Origin of the sequence: Methanomassiliicoccus sp. (assembly GCA_012719175.1) — an archaeon.
In the GTDB taxonomy this organism is placed as follows: domain Archaea; phylum Thermoplasmatota; class Thermoplasmata; order Methanomassiliicoccales; family Methanomassiliicoccaceae; genus UBA6.
Genome location: JAAYAX010000011.1, coordinates 235,165 through 259,125, shown reverse-complemented (window position 1 = coordinate 259,125; position 23,961 = coordinate 235,165). Strand labels below are relative to the sequence as shown.

At 58.8% G+C, this 23,961-nt stretch carries 26 protein-coding genes; 9 read left to right on the top strand and 17 right to left on the bottom strand.

Translation table 11 applies throughout. From position 1 onward, the window contains the following. Nucleotides 1-19 precede the first annotated feature (19 nt). Entirely contained in the window at nucleotides 20-1,255 is a 1,236-nt protein-coding gene (locus GXX95_09050; GenBank protein NLT38288.1) for a cation:proton antiporter, read from the top strand. Nucleotides 1,256-1,353: 98 nt separating this feature from the next. Here GXX95_09050 and GXX95_09045 read toward each other — a convergent pair whose 3' ends face one another. Next, nucleotides 1,354-2,094 (bottom strand): hypothetical protein, encoded by a 741-nt coding sequence (locus tag GXX95_09045; GenBank protein ID NLT38287.1) that lies wholly within the window; start codon nucleotides 2,092-2,094, stop codon nucleotides 1,354-1,356. Nucleotides 2,095-2,401: 307 nt separating this feature from the next. On the opposite strand from GXX95_09045, the gene GXX95_09040 reads away from it, so the two are divergent. Further along, nucleotides 2,402-3,058: a CPBP family intramembrane metalloprotease gene (locus tag GXX95_09040; GenBank protein ID NLT38286.1), complete on the top strand. Its 657-nt coding sequence runs from the start codon at nucleotides 2,402-2,404 to the stop codon at nucleotides 3,056-3,058. A gap of 172 nt (nucleotides 3,059-3,230) precedes the next feature. On the opposite strand, the gene GXX95_09035 is transcribed toward GXX95_09040, so the two are convergent. Both GXX95_09035 and GXX95_09030 read right to left on the bottom strand, forming a co-directional pair. Then, nucleotides 3,231-4,370, bottom strand: a complete 1,140-nt coding sequence (locus tag GXX95_09035) for an ABC transporter permease (GenBank protein ID NLT38285.1) — start codon at nucleotides 4,368-4,370, stop codon at nucleotides 3,231-3,233. A gap of 4 nt (nucleotides 4,371-4,374) precedes the next feature. Continuing rightward, entirely contained in the window at nucleotides 4,375-5,319 is a 945-nt protein-coding gene (locus GXX95_09030) for an ABC transporter ATP-binding protein (GenBank protein ID NLT38284.1), read from the bottom strand. Nucleotides 5,320-5,645: 326 nt separating this feature from the next. On the opposite strand from GXX95_09030, the gene GXX95_09025 reads away from it, so the two are divergent. Continuing rightward, nucleotides 5,646-6,890 (top strand): DEAD/DEAH box helicase, encoded by a 1,245-nt coding sequence (locus tag GXX95_09025; GenBank protein ID NLT38283.1) that lies wholly within the window; start codon nucleotides 5,646-5,648, stop codon nucleotides 6,888-6,890. 83 nt (nucleotides 6,891-6,973) lie between these two features. Beyond that, entirely contained in the window at nucleotides 6,974-8,101 is a 1,128-nt protein-coding gene (locus tag GXX95_09020) for a winged helix DNA-binding domain-containing protein (protein NLT38282.1), read from the top strand. A gap of 48 nt (nucleotides 8,102-8,149) precedes the next feature. Here the strand turns inward: GXX95_09020 and GXX95_09015 are convergent, their stop codons facing one another. Continuing rightward, complete coding sequence (locus GXX95_09015; GenBank protein ID NLT38281.1) at nucleotides 8,150-9,442, bottom strand: MFS transporter; 1,293 nt, start codon at nucleotides 9,440-9,442, stop codon at nucleotides 8,150-8,152. A gap of 56 nt (nucleotides 9,443-9,498) precedes the next feature. Between GXX95_09015 and GXX95_09010 the strand changes: the two genes are divergently transcribed. Continuing rightward, the gene (locus GXX95_09010; GenBank protein NLT38280.1) at nucleotides 9,499-10,131 is read left to right on the top strand and encodes a helix-turn-helix transcriptional regulator; all 633 of its coding nucleotides are present in this window, start codon (nucleotides 9,499-9,501) and stop codon (nucleotides 10,129-10,131) included. Between the two features lie 281 nt (nucleotides 10,132-10,412). Here the strand turns inward: GXX95_09010 and GXX95_09005 are convergent, their stop codons facing one another. Together GXX95_09005 and infB are read right to left on the bottom strand one after the other, a co-directional pair. After that, nucleotides 10,413-11,246 (bottom strand): MerR family transcriptional regulator, encoded by an 834-nt coding sequence (locus GXX95_09005; protein ID NLT38279.1) that lies wholly within the window; start codon nucleotides 11,244-11,246, stop codon nucleotides 10,413-10,415. 806 nt (nucleotides 11,247-12,052) lie between these two features. Continuing rightward, a complete protein-coding gene (gene infB / locus GXX95_09000) occupies nucleotides 12,053-13,801 on the bottom strand; it encodes a translation initiation factor IF-2 (protein NLT38278.1) in 1,749 nt (582 codons plus the stop codon). A gap of 250 nt (nucleotides 13,802-14,051) precedes the next feature. On the opposite strand from infB, the gene GXX95_08995 reads away from it, so the two are divergent. Genes GXX95_08995 through GXX95_08980 form a run of 4 tightly spaced genes read left to right on the top strand, consistent with a single transcriptional unit; the run spans nucleotide 14,052 to nucleotide 16,232 of the window. Then, the gene (locus GXX95_08995) at nucleotides 14,052-14,966 is read left to right on the top strand and encodes an ABC transporter ATP-binding protein (GenBank protein ID NLT38277.1); all 915 of its coding nucleotides are present in this window, start codon (nucleotides 14,052-14,054) and stop codon (nucleotides 14,964-14,966) included. Then, complete coding sequence (locus tag GXX95_08990; GenBank protein NLT38276.1) at nucleotides 14,963-15,631, top strand: hypothetical protein; 669 nt, start codon at nucleotides 14,963-14,965, stop codon at nucleotides 15,629-15,631. The genes GXX95_08995 and GXX95_08990 overlap by 4 nt, the downstream gene beginning before the upstream one ends. A 2-nt stretch (nucleotides 15,632-15,633) precedes the next feature. Beyond that, entirely contained in the window at nucleotides 15,634-16,023 is a 390-nt protein-coding gene (locus GXX95_08985) for a DUF2178 domain-containing protein (GenBank protein NLT38275.1), read from the top strand. Then, nucleotides 16,020-16,232 (top strand): helix-turn-helix transcriptional regulator, encoded by a 213-nt coding sequence (locus tag GXX95_08980; GenBank protein NLT38274.1) that lies wholly within the window; start codon nucleotides 16,020-16,022, stop codon nucleotides 16,230-16,232. The genes GXX95_08985 and GXX95_08980 overlap by 4 nt, the downstream gene beginning before the upstream one ends. Nucleotides 16,233-16,256: 24 nt before the next feature. Here the strand turns inward: GXX95_08980 and ndk are convergent, their stop codons facing one another. The 11 genes from ndk to GXX95_08925 form a co-directional block, all read right to left on the bottom strand. Continuing rightward, entirely contained in the window at nucleotides 16,257-16,706 is a 450-nt protein-coding gene (gene ndk, locus GXX95_08975; GenBank protein ID NLT38273.1) for a nucleoside-diphosphate kinase, read from the bottom strand. Between the two features lie 7 nt (nucleotides 16,707-16,713). Next, the gene (locus GXX95_08970) at nucleotides 16,714-17,022 is read right to left on the bottom strand and encodes a 50S ribosomal protein L24e (protein ID NLT38272.1); all 309 of its coding nucleotides are present in this window, start codon (nucleotides 17,020-17,022) and stop codon (nucleotides 16,714-16,716) included. A 5-nt stretch (nucleotides 17,023-17,027) separates the two neighbouring features. Continuing rightward, complete coding sequence (locus GXX95_08965; protein NLT38271.1) at nucleotides 17,028-17,243, bottom strand: 30S ribosomal protein S28e; 216 nt, start codon at nucleotides 17,241-17,243, stop codon at nucleotides 17,028-17,030. Nucleotides 17,244-17,259: 16 nt separating this feature from the next. Then, the gene (locus tag GXX95_08960) at nucleotides 17,260-17,631 is read right to left on the bottom strand and encodes a 50S ribosomal protein L7ae (GenBank protein NLT38270.1); all 372 of its coding nucleotides are present in this window, start codon (nucleotides 17,629-17,631) and stop codon (nucleotides 17,260-17,262) included. 153 nt (nucleotides 17,632-17,784) lie between these two features. Further along, nucleotides 17,785-18,396: a flavodoxin family protein gene (locus GXX95_08955; protein NLT38269.1), complete on the bottom strand. Its 612-nt coding sequence runs from the start codon at nucleotides 18,394-18,396 to the stop codon at nucleotides 17,785-17,787. 79 nt (nucleotides 18,397-18,475) lie between these two features. Next, nucleotides 18,476-19,315: a sugar phosphate isomerase/epimerase gene (locus GXX95_08950; GenBank protein NLT38268.1), complete on the bottom strand. Its 840-nt coding sequence runs from the start codon at nucleotides 19,313-19,315 to the stop codon at nucleotides 18,476-18,478. Further along, a complete protein-coding gene (locus tag GXX95_08945) occupies nucleotides 19,312-20,259 on the bottom strand; it encodes a pyruvate synthase subunit beta (protein ID NLT38267.1) in 948 nt (315 codons plus the stop codon). Before GXX95_08945 ends, GXX95_08950 begins: the two co-directional genes overlap by 4 nt. Nucleotides 20,260-20,273: 14 nt before the next feature. Continuing rightward, the gene (locus tag GXX95_08940; GenBank protein NLT38266.1) at nucleotides 20,274-21,449 is read right to left on the bottom strand and encodes a hypothetical protein; all 1,176 of its coding nucleotides are present in this window, start codon (nucleotides 21,447-21,449) and stop codon (nucleotides 20,274-20,276) included. After that, nucleotides 21,443-22,351 (bottom strand): 4Fe-4S binding protein, encoded by a 909-nt coding sequence (locus tag GXX95_08935; GenBank protein ID NLT38265.1) that lies wholly within the window; start codon nucleotides 22,349-22,351, stop codon nucleotides 21,443-21,445. The genes GXX95_08940 and GXX95_08935 overlap by 7 nt, the downstream gene beginning before the upstream one ends. A 71-nt stretch (nucleotides 22,352-22,422) precedes the next feature. Further along, nucleotides 22,423-22,923 (bottom strand): rubrerythrin family protein, encoded by a 501-nt coding sequence (locus GXX95_08930; GenBank protein ID NLT38264.1) that lies wholly within the window; start codon nucleotides 22,921-22,923, stop codon nucleotides 22,423-22,425. A 59-nt stretch (nucleotides 22,924-22,982) separates the two neighbouring features. Continuing rightward, nucleotides 22,983-23,912 carry a branched-chain amino acid transaminase gene (locus tag GXX95_08925; protein NLT38263.1) on the bottom strand — a complete coding sequence of 310 codons (930 nt, stop codon included), beginning with the start codon at nucleotides 23,910-23,912 and terminating at the stop codon, nucleotides 22,983-22,985. Nucleotides 23,913-23,961: the final 49 nt, after the last annotated feature.

Below are 23,961 nucleotides of genomic sequence, written 5' to 3'. Positions count from 1 at the left end.
ATAGGGTGGAGCGGTAGCCATGGATTTTGATATCGGTGTGGTCCTCACATTACTTTTCGTCGTTGTGCTCGCCTCCCGCCTGTTCGCCATCGGGTTCGAGTACCTGAAGCTCCCGCAGGTGGTAGGGGAGATCATCGCCGGAATAGTCATCGGGAACACACTGCTGTTCGACCTCCTCCAGGTCGAGGCCAACTTTGGGTTCCTGGAGCTGCTGGCCGAGCTGGGAGTGATCTTCCTACTGTTCGCTGTAGGCCTGGAGACCAGGTTCTCCGACCTGAGCAAGGTGGGGAGGACGGCCATCTATGTAGCTGTCCTGGGAGTGATAGTGCCTTTCGTTTCCGGATACCTCCTGATGGTCTCCCTGGACAACCCGCCCTCGGAGGCCATGTTCATAGGTGCCGCCCTGGTCGCCACCAGCGTAGGCATAACCGCCCGGGTCATCAGGGATATGGGGTTGAGCGACACCGTAGAGTCACGCGTAATTATCGGGGCGGCGGTGATCGACGACATACTCGGCCTGGTCGTTCTGGCTATCGTCAGCGGGGCGGCGAGCGGAGGAGGGCTGAACATCCTTGACGTCATCCTCGTGGCGGGAATGGCCGCCTTCTTCGTCCTCACGGTCATCCTGATAAGCACCAAGGTCCTCCCGGTGGCCATAAAGCCGCATCCTGCGGACGCCATCGTCTGCAGCTTGGAAAAGCGCCATTCGCGGGTAAGTCCATTGATGCTGGCCGTGATTGTCTGCTTCGGCCTCTCCGCCCTGGCATCGGTCTTCGGGCTGGCCGCGATAATAGGGGCCTTCCTGGCGGGTATGGTGTTCGCCGAGTACAAGGAGCGATGGCCGTGCGAGCAGAGCTTCGAGGCCATCAACGAGTTCATGAGCCCCTTCTTCTTCGTGTTCGTGGGCATCCAGGTCAGCCTGTCGGTCTTCGCGGATATCGATCTACTACTGTTCGCCGTTGTCATCACCGTCGTGGCCATGCTGACCAAGTTCCTGGCCTGCGGCCTGGGGGCAAGATCGCTGGGTCGCCGATCGGCGACCATAGTGGGGATCGGGATGAGCCCTCGGGGCGAGGTCGGCATCATTGTTGCCAGCATCGGTCTGAGCGTGGGCATACTGAACGATTCCCTGTTCGCGGTGGTGGTGTTCATGTCCATCGCCACCACGCTCATAGCCCCTCCGCTCCTCCAGCGGGCATTTCAAAGATCAAAGCCATCGGACGATGGGGTCCCCCCATCATTGGGGAGCGATTGATCGACCGGGATGCTCCCGGTCCATGGAAGAACGGATGGACCCTACGATGATGGGATGGACATTGTCATATCCATAGCTCGAGGCCGGGAGCCCTGCCATCATGTCATGGTCCTTATGCCGGTATCGAAGCCCGTCTCCGAGACGGCGATATGAAAGGACAGGATGGCACAGCCTTGCACACCATCCGCCTCATCCGTATCGACCGTAGCTTGCCATCCCGGGCAGGGGTCGTCCTTTGCGACCGCCTGCTCGCGGTTCTGGATGCGCACCACGGCGTAGGAGACCACGTCCCCGTCCTCCGTCCTTATGGTCTTCCTTACTGTCAGGTATAGTCGTGGGTATATCAGCGCCATCCTCGCGGCCATCCCTCTCAGCTCCTGGCCGTCTCGCGCCGTGATCTGTCCGCTTAGCACAGCATGGTGCTCCGGGCAGACCGGTAGTAGGTACTTGGAGGCCGTTCTCTCCTCCTGTCCCAGCACGTGGTGCACCTCCTCCGCGTTACGATCGCAGAAGAGGCAGGCGCCCAGGTTCGATTCCAGGACCTTCTTCCTTATCAAGGCCTGTTCCTCATCCTCCGATACCGGTCGCTCCTGGTCCCTGATGCTGACCGCACGCTCGCGGACCGCCTTCGTCCGCTCGATGCTGGCGTGAATTCGCCGGTACTCGCCCTCCGAGCTTGCTCCTATCATGGTGAGAAAGGCCTCGAAATCGGGGAAATCGAAGGCGGATGCCGCCATCTCGTTGCGTATTTGGGAGTATGTCAGCCCTTCCTCGAACAGCTTGGTTATCCTCCGCCTCCGCTCCTCCTGCGTCAGCAGCGGCACGCCTGCGGTGTTCATATGATCCACGAAGCTCGAATGCAGGGAGCACCGCTATATCCAACTTCGTAAAAACCGCCCCTCGAGGACGTTCTATCATGAGATGTGTCTCTGACCTCAGTAATAGTGGAACAGCCAGGGTGTGACATCTGCTGGTCGAACGGCGGTCGTTGGTCATGGTGAGGGTCAATGAACATAAATCGAACGATCTGGCCAGGCTCGTTCCCCAAGTGCTCGCTCATTGGACGATCGCAGGCCCCCTCTGGCGCTTGCTGTTGATCGGGTCGGGTCGTTAGTTTTATGCCGCTCACCACCTCTCCTGGACCAAATGATCGGGGAAGTTAAGTGGAGAATCGTCGCTGGCATCGAGCTTGCGCTCGCCAGCGCCATGATCGTCCTGGACCTCTTCATACCCACCCTCTTAGTCCTGGGACTTTGCGCGATATCGCTGCTCGCCCGTAAGGATGGCATAAGGACCCTCGGGTTCAGGAGGGTGGACCGTCCGTCCCACCTTGTCCTGATGGTCTTGGTCCTCGTCCTCGGGTGGACCCTCCTGCAGCTTGGCCTGGTGATGCCAGTGCTGAGCCATATCACCGGGACCGTCCAGGACCTCAGCGCGTTCGAGGACCTGAAGGGCAATGTGGGAAACCTCGCGTTCCTTCTTCTCATGACCTGGACGCTAGCGGCATTGGGGGAGGAGATCGTGTACAGGGGCTACCTCCAGGTCAGGGTCAGGGAGATCGCTGGCAGCTCCAGATGGGGCATCGCTGTCGCCGTTCTGGTCACCTCTCTGCTCTTCGGCATCGCCCACACCGAGCAGGGCGTCGTGGGGTTAGTGGTGACCGCTCTTGATGCAGTATTCTTCAGCTGGGTCCGGTTGCGGTTCGATGACAATCTGTGGGCGGCCGTCCTCGCCCATGGTCTTAGCAACACCATCGGCATCGTGACGTTCTTCCTCATCGGACCGATCTACGGACTGTGGTGACGCGAAGAGAGGTGAGCGTGTTCTTCAATATGAAACAAGCCCAGCTCTCCCTTGCACACGGAGAACACGCTCGCTTCTGTTGCCTGTGTCCCCTGGTCCGTAACTACGCCCGTTGATCGGACATGATATCTAATGCGGATGATGCTGCTCAATTACCCATCTGTATACCAGTTCAATCCTCCCTCCACTTGAAGAACCACACAGCCGCCACGAAGACCACGACCGTGATCACCAGGATGACCGCAAGATCTATCAGCGCCGCTCCGATGTTGCCGTACACCATGACATTGTTCAGACCCTCGATAACATAGAACAGGGGGAGTAAATGCGCCAGGGTCTGGAGGTATTCGGGCATGATGCTGATGGGAAAGAAAGTTCCTGATAGGAACATCATGGGGAAGGTCACGATGTTGCCCGCTACACCAGCTGACTCGGGGTTCTTGGAGACGGTGCCTACGAGCATCCCCAGCGCCGCGAAGAGCGTGGGACCGAGGACCAGGAAGGGCACCAGCCATATGGTCAGAGTGACGTGCGCCCCGAAGGCCAGTATGCCGACGCCGACCATGAGCAGGAAGGAGACCGACGACAGGACGATGTACCACAGCACCTTGGAGATCAGCCACTCCATCTTCGTGAGGGGGGTCAGGCTCAGCTGCTTGAAGAGCTTGGTCTTCTTGTACTCGGAGGAGATGTTAACGAGCGAGAACATGGGACTGACCAGGATGGAGAAGCCGATCAGTCCAGGGATCAGGAAGTCGATGTTCTGGGTCTGCTCCGTATTGACAGTGGCCGAATCCAGGCCTATGATGCTCGTTCCATTGAACCGCTGGAGGTTGAAGTAGTTGGCAAGCCCACCGACCGTCCCCGAGACGATGCTGCTGGTACTGGAGGATGGGTTCCCGTACACAGTGATGTTGACACTGTTCTCGGCCAGGTAGCTCTCGGAGAAGCCTGCGGGTATGATTATGCCGTCCGAGGCCGAGTGGTTCGCAAGGTACTGCGGCATGTCCTCGGACGTGGGCACCATCACCAGGTCCAGGGTCCCCGAGCTGTTGAGCGCTGACACGAACTGGCCGGCCACGTCCATCTGGGGCGTGGCGAACGGCCCGGTGTCGTTGTTCTGGACGTAGGCCGTGACCCTCCCCGTAGAGGTCCCGGAGAAGATGGCCCCGAATATCAGGATCAGGATCACCGGGAAGATAAGGCCGAAGAACAGCCCGAAGCGGTTCCTCAGGTACCCTCGGCTGTACACATTGAAGTCGGCGAGTATCCTCCTTCCACTTATGATCCCGCCCTTCTTCCTTACAGCCATGGGATCACCGCACCTGGAGCTCGCCGCTCTCATCCACGATGCCGCTGACCAGCCTCACGAACACGTCGTCCAGGCTGTCCCTCCGGGTACGGATGTCGCCCCATTCCATTTCGGACCTCCTGGCAGCCTCCAGTGCGGTGAGGACGTCATCCCTCTGATGCATAGAGATCGATATCACTCCGCCCTCATAGTTCACGGTCAGGCCAGTGCTTGATCGGATGTGATCGGCCAGCGCCTCGCTGCCATTGATCTCCAGCCTCTCTCCCGAACCGTGCTGCCTGATGATCTCATCGGAGGTCCCCTGCGCTACGATCTTTCCATGGTCCATGATCGCCACCCGATCGGAGAGCTGCTGGGCCTCGTCGAGATAGTGGGTTGTCAGGACTATCGTCCGGCCCTTGGCCTTCAGGCCCCGGATCACCTCCCATATGGCCCTGCGGGCGTTGGGGTCCAGCCCGGTGGTGGGCTCATCGAGGAAGAGCAGATCGGGGGAGTTGACCAGGGAGAGGGCCAGGCCGGTCTTCTGCTTCTGTCCTCCGGACAGGCTGTCGAAGAGGGTATCGGCCTTGTCCTCCAGCAGCACCTCCCGCAGGATCTCGTCCGCATCCACCTCGACGTCGAACAGCCTGGCGTAGAGGTGAATGGCCTCCCGGGGGCTGGTCTTCTCGAAGAAGTTGAACTCCTGGGGGATGACGCCGATCCTCAGGTGAACATCGGGACCGTCCTCCCAAGGGTCCAGACCGAGGACCTGGACCTCACCGCTGTCCTTCTTGCGGAGGCCCTCCAGTATCTCGATCGTGGTCGTCTTTCCGGCCCCGTTCGGTCCTAGGAGGGCGAACACCTCCCCTGTGTTCACGGTGAAGGTGATCCCATCCACCGCCTTGACATCGCCGTAGTACTTCCTCAGCTCTTTGATCTCGATGGGGTTCACGCTCTCACCGGTCCGCACATCTGTTCTTCATTACGCTTATCTGGAGCGTTAGGCAGTGTATGGAATATAACCTTTGAGACAGAACGGTTCAGCTCTATGACCCGTTAAGGAAGAAGTGTTAAGGAAGCGTCATACAGATGCTCCCGCCTTGGGGCCTGGTCGAGAACTGCCAGGCGATATCTCGAGACGGGAATGTGATGGGGATAGATATAAATACCTCGATGACCACCGAGGGCTGAAAGCAAATTCGTCTGTTGTTCTACAGCTCGTTTTTATTTTCCTAAAGAGTGAATATCGTGACCAGTTTCGCAGATCTACAGATCTCCCAGGAGATCATCAGGGCAATGAAGGACATGGGGTGGGAAGAGCCCACGCCAGTTCAGATAGCAGCTATACCCATAGGCCTCAAGGGCGAGGACATGTTCGCCCAGGCGCAGACAGGCACCGGCAAGACCGGCACCTACGGGACCATCATCTTGGAAAGGATCAAACAGGGGATGAGGGCACCGTCCGCATTGGTCCTGGTTCCCACCCGGGAGCTGGCCAACCAGGTGCACGAGGAGATGACCAAGCTCGCCAGGTTCACCGGCCACTCCTGCGTCCCCATCTATGGGGGCGTGGGCATCGGACCTCAGGCGGAGAAGCTGAGAAAGGGTGTGGACATCGTGGTCGTGACTCCCGGCAGGGCCAAGGACCTCATGAACAGGAACGACCTGGACCTGTCCAAGATCTCCGTCGTCGTCCTGGACGAGGCAGACCGCATGCTCGATATGGGCTTCGCCAAGGACCTGAACTTCATACTTTCCAAGGTGCCCCGGAAGAGGCAATCACTGCTGTTCTCGGCGACAATGTCGCCAGACATAAAACAGCTGGCGATGCGCCAGATGACCAACCCCCAGGAGATACTGGTCTCCAGGGACGAACCGGTCCTGGACCTGACCAGGCAGTACTACATCATGGCCAACAAGGAGGCGAAGCGCGACACCCTCTGCACGATCCTGGATGCCGACAAGCCCAAGGCCATCGTGTTCTGCCACACCAAGCGTAGGGTCGATCAGCTTACGAAGAAGCTTCTGGCCTATGACTATACGGCGGGCGCGATACACGGGGACATAGCCCAGAACAAGCGGGAGAGGGTCATCAGGAGCTTCAAGGACGGCTCCATCAACGTCCTTGTGGCCACGGACGTGGCGGCCAGGGGTCTGGACATAGACGCCGTGGACTGTGTCGTGAACTACGACGCTCCGGACGAACCGGACACGTACGTCCACCGCATCGGCAGGACCGGAAGGGCAGGTAAGGAAGGCATGGCGGTATCGATATTCCTTCCGGAGGAACGCCAGATGATCAAGGAGATCGAGCACCGGACCGGCAAGCCCATCGATCTGCTGGACATCAAGGTCGTGCCCAGACCGGAGCCTGAGATGAGGGGGGCCTTCGCGGTCCAGAACAGTGCACAGAGACGGGGACCGGACAGCCAGAGACCGAGGATCAGCAAATGCGGATCCAGCGGCAACAAGACGTATATGCCGAGATCGAACTCAGGTGCAAGGATGGACGGGGGAAGGCCCCGGTCGAAGGTCCAGTGAACACGGCAGTGATGACGGACCAGTAGTTACTTACGGTTCCGCCATTCAAGAACAGCTTATAGTTCCCTCATCATCATGGTGTGATGGCATCCGCTGATATCGCCGCTCTTAGGCTATGTGCCCAGGGCATCAGCTGCCCTTCCTCGACCGTTCATGAGGCCGTTTCCCGGCTCTTAGTGGTCCAAGCTCAGGACCGTCCCAGCTCGCTGTGGGCCATCGGCCTGCGGTCCTCTGCGTCGAAGATCGCTGACGTCGAGAGGGCGGTGGCCTCGGGTTCTATCGTCCGGACCTGGCTGATGCGCGGCACCCTTCACTTCACCGCAGCCGAGGACCTGAGGTGGCTCCTCCACCTCGTCGCCCCGAGGTTGATCGCCAGGAGCAAAAGAAGGGATGAGCAGCTTCGCCTCGATGACCTTGTGTACGAGCGGAGCAGTGACATTCTGATCAGTGAACTGGACTCGCAAGGCCAAATGACACGTAGTGATATCATGGTCGCACTGGAGAGGAAGGGCATAACCACCACCGGGCAGCGCGCATATCACATCCTCAGGCACCTGGCACTTCAGGGAGTGATAAGCTTCGGCCCGATGATCGGCAGAGAGCCGAGCTTTGTGCTCCTAGACAATTGGATCCAGTCCTCGAAAAATATCACGCGGGAGCAGGCGCTCGGTGAGCTGGCAGTGCGCTACTTCAGCGGGCACGGACCGGCCACCGCTCAGGACCTGGTGTGGTGGTCAGGCCTGACGATGGCGGAGGTCAGGAAGAGCATCGAGGCGGCCGGCTCTCGCTTGAACGAGGAGACCATGGATGGCATTACTTACTTCTCAGGTCCTTCGCGATCGGGAACGGGCGAAAATACGCACGTCCTCCTGCCCGCCTTCGATGAGTACATCATCGGGTACAAGGAACGAGGTGCACTGCTTGATCGCGAACACACCAAGGACGTGCTCTCGTCCAACGGCATCTTCTACCCTGCTCTGGTGATCGAGGGGCTGGTCCAGGGAACGTGGAGGGGCAGGAGGTCCAAGGCCGGGATCACGGTCGAAGTGAAGCCCTTCTACCGGCTGAACTCATCAGATATCGACTCCTTGGAGCATGCGGTGAAGCGGTATAGCACCTTTCTTGATGTACCGATATCGTTGAGTTCTATGGGACAGATGGCAATGGGCAATCGCCTTTTCCAAGGGAGTTCAGCATCCCATCGCCTATAGTTCCCAAGAAGGTAAGGCCCGGCTCCCCTCCCCCCGGACGTCAGATCGCTACTGAGTGATACCTACCCCTTCGACCGCGATCTGTTCGGGGATGCGATCCTCGATCTTCATTATCTCGGGCACCAAGAACGCCGCCGCGCCAACGATGGCCATGAACAGGCCTCCTGCGATGAACCAGATCTGTATGCCTAGGGCATTAGCAGTGGGGCCGGCTATAGCTAGTCCGAGAGGGCCCATTCCGGCGGCTATGCTTCCCACCAGAGCGAAAACCCTCCCTTGGATATCGGCCCGGATCCCCTTCTGTAATATCGCAATGATAGTGCCATTCACGATGGCCAGATTGATGCAGACGAACAGAGTGGCTGCGATGGCGAAGAGGAAGCCGTCGGGCGGGAGAAGGCCTATCAGAAGCGTCCCCCCTCCCGCCGTGGCCAAGGCTCCCATGCCCGTGAAGATCTTCCGCCTAGTCCCTCCCCAGATACCTAGGACCAAGCCGCCCAAGACCATGCCTATGCCTGCCACAACATCGATCAGGGCGGCCTCGTAGGGCCCTTGTCCAAAGTAATAGAGTGTCAGCAGGTTGAAGAACGTGATCGCAGGGGTGATCAGGAAGTTGACGAGCGAGAACATGGCGATGGCCAGTACTGCTCCCCTCCAGGACCTTAGGTATCGATACGCCTCAGCAAGGTCTGCGATGACAGAGGCCTTCAGGCGGCCCGTTGCCTTCCTGATCTCTGGAACCCTGATCACCAGCAATGTGGCGTTGGCCACCGCCGCGGTCACGAGGTCGACCGACAATACAAGGTACATCGGTAACGCAACGTAGAGGACCGCTCCGAGGGCAGGGCTCACGATGCTCGACAGGCCCATCATGGATTGGTTTAGCCCGCCCACGCGTGCCAGGTGCTCCTCCGGCACCATCAGTGTAGTGGATGCCTGCATGGCCGGCCAATGGAACGCTTGCATGGCTGAGCGGAAGAACATCACGACGAAGATGTGCCAGAGCTCAATGGGCCCGGCAAAGAAGAGCAGCATGAGCAATGATGTGCTGACCGCCGTTAGAAGATCGGCGAGGAGCATCACCTTCTTGCGGTCGAGACGGTCCACATATACACCAGCGAACGGAGCAAGGAGGACCTGAGGTAGCAACCCCATCGCCCCGGCGATCGCCAGAACGACAGGTGAACCATCATTCACGGCAAGCCAGAAGAACAAGGCCCATTGGACCAATGCGCTTCCAAACAATGAGGCGGCCTGCCCCGCCCATAGCGTGAAGAACCGCCTCTTCCAGGGACCGTTCGTACCGCCATTCCCTCTCCCGTTCGCCGCATTATCGACCATTTTCAATTAGCAATTTATTTGTACCTTTTAAGCATTTCTTTAAAAGGAGGATAGGATTGCGACCTGACATTCGCGTTATCGATGATGTTGAAATAGCCAGGATCTTCATGAGCCCCACTCGGGGTGAAATAATGAAGGAGATGGCCGTTCAGTCAAGGTCGATAAGCCAGCTTTCGAGAACGCTGGGGATCTCACCGGCGGCGGTGCATTATCATATCAAGATCCTCGAGAAGGCGGGACTTATAGCAGTTACAAGGGTCGAGACAGTAAGAAATAACCTCGTGGAAAAGTTCTACTCACCGACGTCAGCATGTTTCATGGTGGTGGGGGAGGAGAACTCAAGGAAAGGCTCTCTCCCTTTAAAGGGACGTCCGGAAGAAAGGATATGGATAGTCAAGTTCGAAGGAATGGAGGAGTACCTCTCGGGTTTCGACCTAAAGATCAAGGAAGGACACGAGGAAGAGCTGGAAGAGGGATTGACCAAGGTAATGCAGTTGATCTCCTCACATGCTGAGGACATTGGAAAAGGGCTTTTCGCGCAGATCGATGAGGGGTTCACGAAAGCTCAGGTGAACAAGATAAACTCAATCGCGGCGACCATTGCTCCGATCGCCGTGGCCCAGGCCCTCGATGATCCGAAGATGATCGAGGTCATCCGTTCTCTAAAGGCCATGATAGGCCAGGGATGATGTCGCTTTCCCTAACTAGCCTATCGGTAACAATTTTTCTCACATTCACCAGAATGGATAAATGCTAAAGTCAGTAACCTCACTCCATCGCTCAATCGGGAAAAATGCACCGAACCCAGCATATGGACTTGAAAGCCTGTTGGGTGCGTCTTCATGCAAAAAATACCGAGGACCAATATCGCATGAGCAGCCTAGCACATTCATGGCGGGCAAGGGCGGTCATCAACAGCCCTTCGATGTTCCTACCTCTTGCGTCCTCGGTCAGTTTTATGAAGGATAGGTCAGGGAGTCGCCGACCTTTCTACTGGCAGCTGGACCTCGGTCAGGACCTCTCTGACCGGTATTTTCATTGGATCGTTCAGGTAGATCTCCCGGTCAGGCCCGTTCCGCTTCAGCCCGTTCTCCTGAGCGAACTTGAACACCCTACCCCAGGCCTCTCCGACCGTGTCATACGGCCCTTTGTGTATGGCCGACACCGCCGGACCGCCCTCGATGGTCCTTACCATCAGGTCATCATCCACCACCACCCGACCGGAGACCGGTACGCAGACCTCCACGTCCTGGTCTCTCTCCTTATACTCCTCATCGTGGCATATGGACATGGGCGGGCCCGTGATACGGGCCTGAGGCTGCGAGCCAATGGCGGAGTATACCTCCTCCATCAGCTGAGGGACTATTACCGCCCATGCTCCCTTACCTCTCTTCGACACGATCCTGATCGGTGCGACCTCCACTATCTTCGGTATTTCCTGGCTCATGTCTATCAATCTCTCCAGATCCGTTGTCTCCAGGACCTCTCTGATCCGCTCAAGCTCTTCCACCCGTTCCCTGGTCTCGATGACCTTCGCGGCGATGATCGGCTCTACGGATGAGCGATCGGTCCTTCCATCGACCACGTCGATGATGGCCTTCATCTCCTGGATGCCGAACCCGAGGCCGGACAGGCGATTGAGGAGGAGGCCGCGAGCAACCTGCTCGAAGCTGTAGATGCGGTAGCCAGTTATCTCCTTCTTGGCCGGGACGAGCAGACCCTTCTCCTCGTAATAACGTAGCGTCTTAGGTGTCAACCGAGTGAGCACTGACAGGGTCCCAATCGTTAGAAGCTCAGCAGTCATGTTGGTCCTGAATTGATGAACGACGCTGTAATACATTACTGACCGCAGTCTGCCCTAGGGGAGGGTTCGGTTGTCAGGTTCTTGGAGGTTCTAAAGATGGGGTTCTGGTCTTTGGAAATCTCAATTATGGTGTGGCGAACCGAAAGCCATCAACGAAACTCGTTTTTGGCGATTTTCGCCTGCATACGGCCCCATGAAGCAGAGGTTAAGTATCAGCTTAGGGCGACCCGCGAATGAGAACTTAGGTCATTGTTAGCGACCTGATCCAGTTAAATTATGAAAGTGGAAACCATATCGCTCCAGACTAAGGACGGTCATCACAATCATGCATTTTGATCAAGGGGGTTGAGGGATAGTTTGATTATCTCCGGGCACTGACTCCTTTTCTGACGGCTCTCGTTCGAAGTCGCCATTGGTATGGAGGTGAAAAAACGTATATAATGCAGATAAGTAGGCATAGTCCAGAGAGCTGCCCGCTTTTTAATGAGCAGACCAGGAGGCCAACGGTAACCCTTCTACAGAGGTTCGAAGAGTTGCTAGCCAAACATGGTGTAAAAAAGATCAACTCTTTCACTGACCATCCAGGCCACACGATTTTTTAATATCTATGAGGCTCCGAACATGGAAGCATTCATGGGTTTTTCCATGGAACCAGAGATGATGGCCTGGCTCGGCTATCACAGCGTAGAGACGAAGATCGTCATGGATATTGATCAGGTCAGAGGTATGTTCGGCATTGGGTGAGTGGTTGGCACCATTCCCCATTTTTTTCCGCCTCTATCGATCCCCTTAATAGTTAGCTGTCCTCACATTCCCCAGAACTTGTCCGTCTTCCTCTTGACCTCTTTCAGCTCCTCGAGGACCATGCGGTCGTCGGGGTTGAGGTCCATGGCCTGCATCTCCTTCAGCGAGGTCTCGCGCAGGTCCACGTAGAGTATGTCCTCGACGTTGATCTGCCTACCGACCGTGGGGCCCTCGATGGCCACAGCGACCTCCTGTCCCTGAATGGCCTCCTTGACCACTTCCTCACCGGAGCGGATCGAGCGGACCTTACCGACGTCCACACCATCGATGTTCAGGAGCGTCTGGTTCGGACGTATCCTCCCGGCAAGCACTCGGACGCCGACTATGGCCGGTTTGGACACACGGAACACGCAGTTGGGAAGCAGCTTGACCTTACCGGGGAAGGCATACTCCGCCCTCTTCTCTATGTCCATCCGCCGCTTCTCCTCCTCCACCCAATTCTGGTAATCCTCGATGAGGCGATAGACCACATCGTTGGTGAACACCTTCATGGGATAGCTCGGCAGGGCCTCCTTGGCCTCTGGAAGAAGGTCGACGCCGAATCCCAGTATTACGCGGTGCTGCGGCACTCCATAGGCCGCGGCGTCGATGATGTCCTTGCGGGAGATGGCCCCTGTGTCGTACTTGCGTATGGGGATCTCCGCGTTCTTGCACTCGTAGGCCAGCGCCTCCAGGGAACCTATGGCGTCGGCCTTGATGTAAACGCCCGCATCCACGATGTCGATGTTCACCTTGGTCTCGTTGACGACCTCGTCCATCGCTTCGTTCATATTGCCGCCGGTTCCCCTGAGGGGACCTCCGGCGACCACGCCCTCGATGCTCTGGCAAAGGAGCTTCACTCCGATAGCCGCCGATACCTCCTTCACGGTGTCGAAGCGGTCCTTGGGATCGCGTATCTCGTCTAACGGCTTAGGCTTGAGGATGGCCTTCACCTTGGTGGTGAGCGGCTTCCCCTTGGTACCAAGGATCACGGTATCACCCCGGTGGAGGGTGCCCCCGTAGATGATGACGTCCAGCGTGGAGCCTAACCCCTTCTCCTCTTTCACCTCGAGGATGGTGCCCTGCGCCGGGCCCTCCTCGGTCTCGAGCTGTTCCTCCAGGAAGCGCTGGGCTAGGCCGATGAGGACCAGCAGCAGGTCTGGTAGACCCTCACCGTTGCGTGCCGAGATGGGCACTATGGCGATGGCCTTGGTGAAGTCCTCGATGCGATCGTAGCGGTCAGCGGAGTATCCTTTCTCGTAGAGGTCTCCTATGATCTTGTACATCCTCTCATCGAGCTTGGCCCTCGCCTCCTCGGCCTGTTCCTTATAGCTGAGAATGAACGGCTTGTTGGGAGAGGTCTGCCAACCCTCGAGAAGGTCGATCTTGTTCATGGCGATGATGAACGGGGTCTTGAACCGCTTGAGGATGGAGATGGACTCGATGGTCTGTGGCTTAAGACCCTCATTGATGTCGATGACCAGTACGGCCAGGTCGGCGAGCGCCCCGCCCCTCGCCCGCAACGATGTAAAGGACTGGTGGCCGGGGGTGTCGATGAACAGAAGGCCGGGGACGTTGAACTTCTTGTCCCCTATGAGCGGACGGCAGACCTTATAGATATGATCCACCGGAACCTCAGTGGCCCCTATGTGCTGAGTGATGAGACCCGCCTCTCGCTGGACCACCGCGCTCCCGCGCACTCGGTCCAGCAAGGAGGTCTTGCCGTGATCCACATGACCCAGGACGCTCACGATAGGCTGTCTGGTCGACATGGAACTTCCGATATTGGAATCGATATTAGTATCTTTGCCACCACCCGGACGGACCGTTGAGAGTCTGTTTTACGGATCAGGAGGAATAAGTTTAATATTGTGGAAGATACCTCACACATTGTGGTAAATACTTCACATTTTGTGAGGGAACATTCACAAGAGGGATACTGATGTCTATACGCTGGGTGCGCCCTGGTTTCGAGTCGATCGGGTTTCTGATGCATATCGTTCAATCCATGGGGGTGGTGCGATGAAGGCTATAGAGATCGAGCACCTGGGGAAGAGCATCGCCGGCCATGAGATACTGAGGGACGTGTCCCTGGATGTCCAACAGGGCGACATCTTCGCCTTCCTCGGACCCAACGGAGCGGGGAAGACCACCACGATGCGCATCGTCCTAGGGCTGCTGAACGCTACTGCAGGGAGTGCGTTAGTATTGGGGGAGGACCTGTCCACGTCCAAGGAGATGAGGCGGAAGGTGGGCGTGCTGTTCGAGAGGCACGGTCTATACGAGCGCCTGACGGTGAGGGACAACCTCGACCATTATGCACGCCTCTTCGGCATCGGTGATCGGCAGAGAAAGGTGGAGGAGGTCATGGAGGAGGTGGGGATAAAGGATCGTGGCGATGACGCGGTGTTCACGCTGTCCACCGGCCTTAAGAGGAGGGCGGGCCTGGCGCGGGCCCTTCTGGGCGAGCCCGAGGTGCTGTTCCTGGACGAGCCGACGAGCAGCCTGGACCCCCAGGCCCAGAAGGATTTCCGCACCATCATACAGGACCTCGGTCAAAGGAGAAGGATGACGGTGTTCCTGAACACCCACAACCTCGACGAGGTTCAGAGGATCTGCAGCCGAGTGGCCATCCTTGACCGCGGGAGCGTAAGGCTCAGCGGGACCATGGAGGAGATACGCTCGCCCAAGAGCATGGAGGTGGAGGTTGTGCTCTCCGATGAGGGTGCAGCGAGGGAGGCGGTGTCCCGACTTCTCACTGACAGCAGGGTCATGGAAGCAGAGAGCAGAGGCGCCACCGTGGACATGTCCCTGCAGAGCCCCATATGGGTCAAGGAGCTCGTGGAGTGGGGGTGGGACGTCAAGGAGTACAGAATAAGGAGCCGCACGCTGGACGAGGTGTACTTCGAGGTCCTGGGGCAGGGGGCCACCGCATGAGCGTAATGCTCACCGTGGCCAGGAAGGAGCTGTTGGAGCTGCAGGCCAACAAGCGGGCGCTGATATCGATCGCTATATTCGCCATGCTCTTCGCCTGGCTCAACTCCTCGGCGTTCTCCGAGCTCCAGTGGATATTCCTTTCCACCATGATCGGCATGTACGCGTCCTTCAGCCTCTCGGGGCAGGCGTTCAATCAGGAGAAGATGTCAGGCACGTTGGAGACCCAGTTCTGCGGACCGGTGGACATCCGCGACCTGTGGTCCGGCAAGATTCTGGGAACGCTCATACCGGCGGTCGTCATATCCTACCTCGCTGCCGTCGTGAGCGTTATCCTAGTCCTGGGGGAAGGTCCGGTGGCCATAGGGCTGCCGGCGGTGGTGTACATCGCGGCCGTGCTCCCCGCTCTGGTGGCGTCCTTCATCGGCCTCATGGGGTTCGTGCAGCTGAACTTCGAGGCCCGCACGACCCGGATGGTCAGCGTGGGCGTCATGGTGCTGATCTTCTCCATGCTGGCGGTGTTGATCTCCCTGCCCCAGAACAGCGCGGAGGTCTCGTGGCAGAGCCTCGCCCTGTTAGGCGTTGCCGCCGCCGGCCTGCTGGCAGTGCCGGCAATGCTGGTTAACCGCCTCAGCAAGGAGCGCATCATACTCACCAGTGAGGGATGATTATGGACCGTGCAATCAGGATAACGTTCGTCGCCGGGTTCATGCTAATACTAGTTACCATCACCATGATCGTGTTGGAAATGGGGGGCGATACGGCCATAACGCTGATGATCTCCATCGGTTGCGGCCTCCTGTTCTTCGCCATTTTCCGCTGGAGATTACTGAGGACCGGGGAGATCTTCAGGGACGAGAGGACGCAAAAGATACACAACTCCGCCATGGCGTTCTCATGGTGGATCGCCTACCTCATGCTGGCCGTGGTGACCGTCCTGAGCATCGCGAACGTGATCGACATCCCCCTCGAGTCGTTCACCACCATCATGTTCTTCATCATGATCGGCTCCTACTGGCTGTTCAAGAGGTACCTCTCAGCGAGGGGAGAGGTGGCATGAGGAACCGCATCAAGGAGTTCCGGGCGCGGTACGACATGACGCAGGAGCAGCTCGCCAGTAAGGTGGGAATCTGCCGTGAGACCGTCGTGTACCTGGAGAAGAACGCCTACAATCCCTCACTGAAGCTCGCGCACCAGATCGCCAGGGCCCTGGGAACGACGCTTGACGAGCTGTACATCTTCGATGAAGAGGATGAAAAAATAAAGTGATCTCGGGCGTGGCCCGGAAACGGTTTACTCTAGATACCAGGGGTCCAGGCTGCGGTTCCAGTTCTGGAGCTCGTAGTCGTTGAAGAACAGCTCGATCTCCCTTCTGGCCGACTCAGGACCGTCGGAGCCGTGGATGAGGTTCCTACCGGTCTGCTGGGCGTAGTCGCCGCGGATGGTGCCCACGGCGGCGTTCTGGGGGTTGGTGGCGCCCATCATGGTCCGCATGGCGGCGATGATGTTCTCACCCTCCCACACCATCACGAGCACGGGGCCGGAGGTCATGTACTCGATGAGGCCAGGGAAGAACGGCTTGCCCTTGTGCTCACCGTAATGGCGCTCCGCGAGCTCCTTGGGTATGCGCATGAACTTCATAGCCACGGGCTTGAAACCCTTGGCCTCGATGCGTGCCAGGATATCGCCCATGAGCCCACGCTGGACAGCATCGGGCTTGAGCATCACGAAAGTGCGCTCCATGGTAGGCTCACTCCTTCTTCTTAGGAGCGGACGCCTTCTTCCGGCGGACCTTGCTGGCGGTGATCTTCTTGATCTTCTCATCAGCAGGGGCGGCGGCCTCTTCCTTGGGCGCGGCGGCGGCAAGGGTGATCTCCTTCTCCCTCTTGGCCGCGCGGGTCCAGGTGGTCCTCCGGGGGATCCTGCCCAGCTCGATCATGTTCTTGTAGCACTTGTTGGTATCGAACGATAGCACCGTGCCGTCCTTCTTGACGAACAACTTGCCGGTGCCGGGTTCCATCTCCGCTCCGCAAAAGGAGCAGACCCTTCTCTCGACCATTCAGATCACCGTATGGATAGCTTGCGGGCCTCTCTGGAGGTCTCTCTAAGCATTAGTATGTCTCCCATGCGCACGGGGCCCATGATGTTGCGGGTGATGATTCTACCCTTGTCACGGCCCTCGAGCACACGCACCTTGACCTGGGTGGCCTCGCCGGTCATACCAGTACGACCGATGATCTCCACCACTTCCGAAGGTATGCTGCTCTCGTCCTCAGGCATGTCAAGTCCTCCAGGCTCACTGCTTCAGCTTCTTCACCTGCTCGGAGAAGTTGTCCAGCAGGGGCTTGGCCTTTCCAGCGTCCAGTATGGCGACCGAGGCGGTCGGCTTCTCAAGGCCGACGGCGTGTCCCAGTTCGGCCTTGGACGGAACATAAGCGTAGATGACATTGCGCTCCTCGCACAGGAGGGGCATGTGAGCAAGTATCTCTGGGGGCTGAACGTCCTCGGCCATGACGACCATGACGGCATCTCCCCGCTCTACCAACTTGGTAACCTCGTTGGTCCCCTTGCGGATCTTTCCGGTGTCTCGGGCGGCCTCTACAATCTCGTAGGCCTTGTCCGATAGCTCCTTGGGCATCTCGAAACGAACGAACATTGCTTTTGCCATTTTTTCACCTCATTCGGATGTAACACATCCTCATCATTCATCGGTTGCACGAGAATGCAAACAGGCCAAAGAAACGGCCGTATTTATAATTACTTCCACCATCGCCCGCGGCCCAGAGTACAGGACGAAGTACAGATGCCGTCGCTCCTCTGGTCATGGTCCGATGGACCTATCGGGAGGGAAGCATTCGCCCGTCATTTCGCGTACCTCCGTCAGCCACTCGGAACGCTTCTCGCATGTGCTAGTAACGATGACACTGAACATCCGGCGATGGAACGTCCTAACTCCGCAGAGATCGAAGATGCAGCTTTTCCAGATGGCCTCCAACGGGTCGCCGAACACCGCCCTCTCCCTGTCCATGGGGGTGTTCGAGGTGTTGAACACCAGCGCAACCTTGGCCTTCAGCAGCCCTTCGGGCACGCCCTCTCCGCCATCACCCTCCACGAACTTGTAAGCGACTCCGGGACGCACCACCCTGTCCACCCATCCCTTTAGGACGGCCGGAGGCTGCCCCCACCAGTTGGGGTGGATGATCACTATCCCGTCGGCCTCGGCCAGCTGGCGGCAGTGCAGGGAGAGGCCTTCATCAAGGGTCGCGCCCTTGGGGATCTCCTGCGCCGGCAGCAGGGGATCGAACCCCTCTGCGCAGAGGTCATGGAAGTTGACCGCATGACCGTCCTTGCCTAACTGCTCCAGCACGGTACTGGCGATCGCATGATTGAAGCTCTCAGGGCTGGGGTGAGCGAGCACGACGAGTATGTTCATCGCTGGAGTATCCTGCTCCCTCAAGAAGAAGGTAATCGTATGCCGCTGTGTCGTCCCGGCAGCTTGCTTTTCCCGCGATTTACAACATCCCTCGGACGGCCTTTACCGAATCCCTCAGCGCCTGCGGCGTCTTCACTTCCACAAGCACACGGACGTCATGCTTCTGGGCGAAGGACAGGTAGCTAGGGATATCGAGTATCCCGGTGCCTGGCACCTGGTGGTCGCTCTTGCCGTTGTAGTCATGGAGGTGCATATGCTTCACCCGGTCCACATGCTTGAACAGCAGCTTTTGCTCACGGAAATCGCTCCGGGCATCGTGGCCTACGTCCCATGTCAGGTAGAAGGAGTCCATGTAGCACAGCTCGTCGATGGCCTGGACGATGAACGGGAGATCGAAATTGTTCACGTTCTCGGTGCATATCTGCACCCCCGAGGCCTTGGCCAGGGGGATTATCTCTTTGTAGGCCCTCCAAAGGTTGGCCGTGAACTCATCGATGTACTTCTCATAGATCCACACCCGGCGGTCGGGGAGGGTGAAGTATATGCCGGGGCTCATATGCATGTTGATGACGCTCACACCCGCCTGACTGGACCAACCCAGGGCCTCGCGCATGCGGCTGAGATGGCCGTCACGCACCGTCGGGTGCAGAGAGCCCAGGTCCAGCTCGTCCGGGGAATGCAGCGTGAACTCGATGCCCGTGCTCCTGGAGATGTCCCTCACCTCCATCGGGTCGAGAACCTCGGGGCAATTGTCGGGCATGTTCATGTTCAGCTCTATGAACGATAGTTCCAGCTCCTGGCATAGGTCGACCAGACGGTGAAGGTCCGGCATCTCGATGAGCGCGGGCATGCCGAGGGAGAAGGACATGAGGTCCAGGACACAGTTGCGGTAATTAGTACTTGCCCCTTGCCATGTCATATCCCGTACAGCGGGTCACCGTCGTGCGCCAGCACCTCCTCATGCACTGGTACGGGACATGGCGGGCTCCCTGGCTCCTCCCCGTAGTGGGCCCTCCACTTCTCGCATAGCCAGCCCTGAAGGGTCAGTATGTCCTCCTCGCTCATGTGCTTGAACCGTCCCTGGAGCTTGAGGTACTCGGTCACGGGAGCGATGCTCTTGGGCTTGTACGTCACCTTGGGCACGCCGTTCACCACCTCGTACAGCGTCCACATGCCAGTGTCCACCGCCAGGCGGTTTATGCTCACGCCCTTGGAGGGCTCGATCCTCCAGCCCGGAATGCAGGGGGTGAGGCAGTGCAGGAAGCGGAAACCCTTGGTCTCCTTGGCCTTCTGGACCTTGCGTACGAAATCCGTGAAGTGCGCCACCGACAACGTGGCCACGTACGGCACGTCGTGATCGGCGACGATTCGGGCGATGTCCTTCTTGAAGTAGCGGTTGCCCTTGACCACCTGGCCCACGGGCGTGGTGGTGGTCCACGCCCCGAAGGGTGTCGCCGATGACCTCTGGATCCCGGTGTTCATGTAGGCCTCGTTGTCCAGGCATACGTAGATGACGTCCTCGTTGCGCTCGGCGGCGCCGGATAAAGCCTGCAGCCCGATGTCGAACGTGCCTCCATCGCCGGCCATACCCACGACGGTGGCATCCACGCCCCGGCGGCGCAGCGCGGCCTTTATGCCCGCGGTCACCGCCCCCGTGTTCTCAAAGGCAGTGTAGAAGTACGGTATCTTCCACGAGGACGTGGGGTACAGCGCGCCGAACACTACGAGGCAGGAGGCGGGGACGTACACCACGGTGTTGGGGCCCAGCATCTTGGCGATGTTCTTGGCCGTGGCCGCGTACCCGCACCCCGGGCAGGCGCCATGGCCGTGCATGAGCATGTCCTCGCGGGGCACGTCCTTCATGCTGCTCATACGGTTCATCTCTGCTCCCCCCTCAGCGCGTGCCAGGTACACTCCCTGACCTTCTCCCCGGAGGCGTTCCCCTCGACGATCTCGTACATCTCCCTCACCATCTCCACCGTGATGTCCCTGCCCCCGATCCCGGCGACATGGTCCGTTATCGGCACCCCGCTCCCGTACAGCGCGTTGCGCATCTCGGTGAACACAGGACCGTAACCGTTGAAGGCGGCAGAGCGGTCGAACACCCCCAGTCCCTTAAGGTGTGCTGTCGCCAGTCGCAGCTCCTCTCCCGGGAAGGGGCGCATGAACCGCAGCTTGATCAGCCCCGCCCTCGTCCCTTCGGCCCGGAGCTGGTCCACGGCCTCGCGGGCTATTCCGGCCCATGTCCCCGCGCCCACGAGCGCTATCTCCGCATCCTCCATACGATACTCCTCGAACAGGCCGCCATAACTGCGGCCGGTCAGCGCCGCGTACTGCCGATCCACCTCCATTATCACCGGCTTGGAGGCTTCGACCGTCCGGTCCTGCTGGTAGCGCATCTCCGTGGCGAACTCCGGCGGGGTTACGGGGTTGATCATGAACGGTTCCCTGGGGTCCAGGACGTTCACGGGGACGAACTTGGGGAGGAAACTGTCCACTATCGACCGCTCGGGGATGTCCACGCCCTCGACCACATGCGAGAGGATGAAGCCGTCCAGACACACCATGATGGGCAGCATGACGCGGTGGTCCTCGGCGATGCGGAAGGCCTGGATGGTCATGTCCAACGCCTCCTGGTTGTCCTCCACGTACACCTGCAGCCAGCCGCTCTCCCGCACCGGCTGGGAATCGTTGTGCTCCGTCCATATCCCCGAGGCCGCTCCCAGGCTGCGGTTGGCCACGGCCATCACCACCGGCAGACGGCTAGGTGCGGCGGCGAAGAGCATCTCATACATCAGGGCCAGGCCCTGTGAAGAGGTGGCGGTGAATGTACGGACCCCTCCCGCCGATGCGCCCACGGCCACGGACATGACTGAATGCTCGCTCTCCGCAGGTATGAAGTCAGCGTCCATGAGGCCGTCGTTGATGAACTCGGTGATCTTCTCGATGATGATGGTCTGGGGCGTTATCGGGAATCCCGGCACCACCTCCGCCCGGGCGAGCATGGCACCGTATGCCACAGCCGCATCCCCGGTGATGGTCCTGACTACCATGTGTGCGCCCCCTGGACCATCTCGACGGCGTTCACCGGGCAGATGTCCGCACAGATCCCGCACCCCTTGCAGTGGTCCATGTCCCAGCGCATATAGTCGTCGTCAAGCCTGATGACCGCGCTATCGGGGCAGGACCACCAGCAGCGGAGGCATCGGATGCACTTCTCCTTGTCGTATCTCGGCGTGGACCACTTCCACCTTCCGGTGAGGTTCTGGGAGGAGGAGGCGGGACCTATGGCCACACCTTCGAAGGTGTCCGACCTCAGCGAGTTGCCGATGGGGATGTCGTTCCATTCTGGAGCCCATTCCGCGATCTTGCCGTACTCCTTCCTTCCCTGTGTGCGACCGATGACGGTAGAGTCGTAGGCCGCCCGTGCGGCCTCGCCGTTGAGCATCCCCGCCCTTGCCCCCAGCTTCTCACCGAAGCGGTCCTCGATGGCCTCCACGATGCTCTCCAGGGGAACGACGTCCCACACCTTGGCCACAGCGCCCAGCATGGAGGTGTTGACGACCGGCATCTTCAGTACTTCCAGCGCCAGTGCCGACGCGTCCACAGTGCCGCATATTGCGTCCACTCCCTTACCCAGGTCCACCTCCTCGGGGCGCTTGGTGGTGTTCATGACCACCCTGCCTTCCACCTTGAGGCCGGAGGCGATGTCGGCCATGTCCGACAGCGACTCGTCCATGATCACCAGCAGGTCAGGGTTGTGCACCTGGCTCTTGGTGCGGACCTTCTTGGTGTCGATGCGGGCGTACGCCTGAACTGGCGCGCCCCTGCGCTCCGCCCCGAAATAGGGGAAGGCCTGCGCATGGAAGCCCGATCTCACCGCTGCGTCCGCAAGGGACTGTGCGGCCATGACCGCACCCTGCCCGCCCCGCCCGTGGAACCTGATCTCGTACATACCTCACACCATGGTCAGAAAGGAAATGGAAGGATAAGAGGGGTTGGCCTGTTACCATACCACCTAGGACCTCAAAGGACTTCCTTGAAGGAAGAACCAGAGGCTCCGCACACCGGGCAGCGATCCGGTGCATACTCCTCGATGTTTCCGCAGACGGGGCACAGGTACAGCCTCTTCGCCGGGATGTCCATGTTCGCACTGACGCTGTGAACCGCAGAAAGGTACAGCTTTTCGTGGACCTTCTCCACGTTGTTCGCGAGTGTGAAGGAGCGCAGGGCGTTGATGTCGCCGTCCTTCTTGGCCTGCTCAATGAATCCTGGATACATTGAGGTGTGCTCGTACCTCTCCTCATCGATCGAGTGCCGGAGGTTGTCCGCGGTAGACCTCACGCCCTTAAGGACGGAAAGGTGCATAAGCGCGTGTATCGTCTCGGCCTCCGCGACCGCCCGGAACAGCTTCGCCACTTGTGGGAACCCTTCCTCCTCCGCCTTCTGGGCGAAGGCAAGGTACAGTCGATTGGCCTTGGACTCTCCCGCGAAGGCCTCCTGGAGATTCTCTACCATCGATGCCATTCTGTTACCGGCACCATCGACGGTGCTCTCCCTATTTGATGATTATACTCAATATGCAACTAGATCGGCATCTCATCAATGAGGTCCATCCAGTGAGAGTATTGCTCCGCCTGTCCCTTGACCGCCTTGGAGAAAACGGACTGGATGCGTTTGGTGATAGGCCCGGGGACGTTCTTTCCAATGGGCAGGCCGTCGAGAGTCCGTACCGGCTGGATCTCCGCCGCGGTGCCGGTCATGAACACCTCGTCCGCGACCAACAGCTCCGCCCTGGTGATGCTTTTCTCCTCTACCTGGTAGCCAAGGTCTCGGGCGATGATCATGACCGAGTCCCGGGTTATCCCTTCTAGGAGGCCGTCGGACACACCGGGTGTGTAAATATTACCATTTCTGACCATGAACACGTTCTCCGCCGACGCCTCGGCCACCAGGCCGCTGTGGTTGAGCATCAGCGCTTCGTCCGCGCCCTGCCGCAGGGCCTCCTTCTTGGCGATGATGGAGTTCACGTAGTTGCCGCAGATCTTGGCGGTCAAGGAGGTCGATCTGCTGGTGGGCTTTTCCCAGGACGAGGTGATGAGAGATGCTCCGGCGGAGCCTCCCTTGATGTACTTGCCCATGTGGATGGTCATGATGGCCACGTGCGTGGGGACGTTGAGGGCGCTCAATGACAGATCACCGTTCTCGCCGTAGAAGGCCAGTGGACGGATGTAGTCGGCCCGGGGGCCGTTGGCGCGGCACACCGCCTTAACGGCTGAGCACAGCTGGTCGACGGAGTAGGGAATGTCCAGCCGCAGGACCTTGGCCGAGTTCAGGAACCGGACCATGTGGTCGCGAAGCCGGAACACCTCCCTCCCTCTGGGAGTATCATAGACCCTCAGGCCCTCGTACACACCCCAGCCGTAATGAAGACCGTATGACAGGATCGAGACCTTCACTTTTTCTTCGTTTAACAATTTTCCATCGAACCAGACCTTGGTGGCGTTCGCTGTCATCTTATCTATTCCCCATTCCAAATGGGACTTACATAACGCCGTTTATTAA